This window comes from Staphylococcus sp. EG-SA-2 (genome assembly GCF_017152085.1).
Genome location: NZ_JACYHC010001338.1, coordinates 1 through 590, shown reverse-complemented (window position 1 = coordinate 590; position 590 = coordinate 1). Strand labels below are relative to the sequence as shown.

Sequence of the window (590 nt, the reverse complement as noted above, 5' to 3'; positions counted from 1 at the left end):
CGATTGGTAGAGGTGAAAATGAATTAGTTGATCCAACAGTTGTAAAAGATAATATTGCTCCTGGTGAAAATGATATTAAACAAAGTAAATATCATCAACATGCTATACAAATATTAGAAGGTTTAGGTGGTCAAGAGAATATTGTTAATTTAACTAATTGTGCAACAAGGTTGCGTCTAGAGTTAAAAGACACATCTATTATTGATCAACAGAAGATTAAAAACGCCGGTGCAGTTGGTGTTACTGTTAATGGTAAACATTCAACTCAAGTTATTGTCGGTACACACGTACAGCAGGTTGCTGATGAAATTGAAAAACATTTATAAAATTTAAACAGCTAAAGCGCAAATCCAACTTCAATAGGGTTTGCGCTTTTTTTAGTCAAATAGTAGAATGATTTATATCTGAATTTTCAGAAATGGAGTGGGGATTGTGAAGAAAATTTTATTTGATGTTGATGGCGTTTTTTTAAGTGAAGAACGTTGTTTCGATGTCTCTGCATTAACGGTATATGAATTATTAATGGATAAGTGTTATTTAGGTCTTCATTCACATATAGATTGGGAAACTTTGACTGATAACGATATACA

1 protein-coding gene and 1 pseudogene are annotated in these 590 nt (G+C 31.9%); both read left to right on the top strand.

Annotation, left to right across the window (positions count from 1 at the left end):
* The coding region (locus tag IDG60_RS28440) for a PTS sugar transporter subunit IIB (RefSeq protein ID WP_206161172.1) at positions 1-326 on the top strand (326 nt) is incomplete at its 5' end.
* A gap of 106 nt (positions 327-432) precedes the next feature.
* Positions 433-590, top strand: a pseudogene (locus IDG60_RS28435) (HAD family hydrolase); the annotation flags it as partial.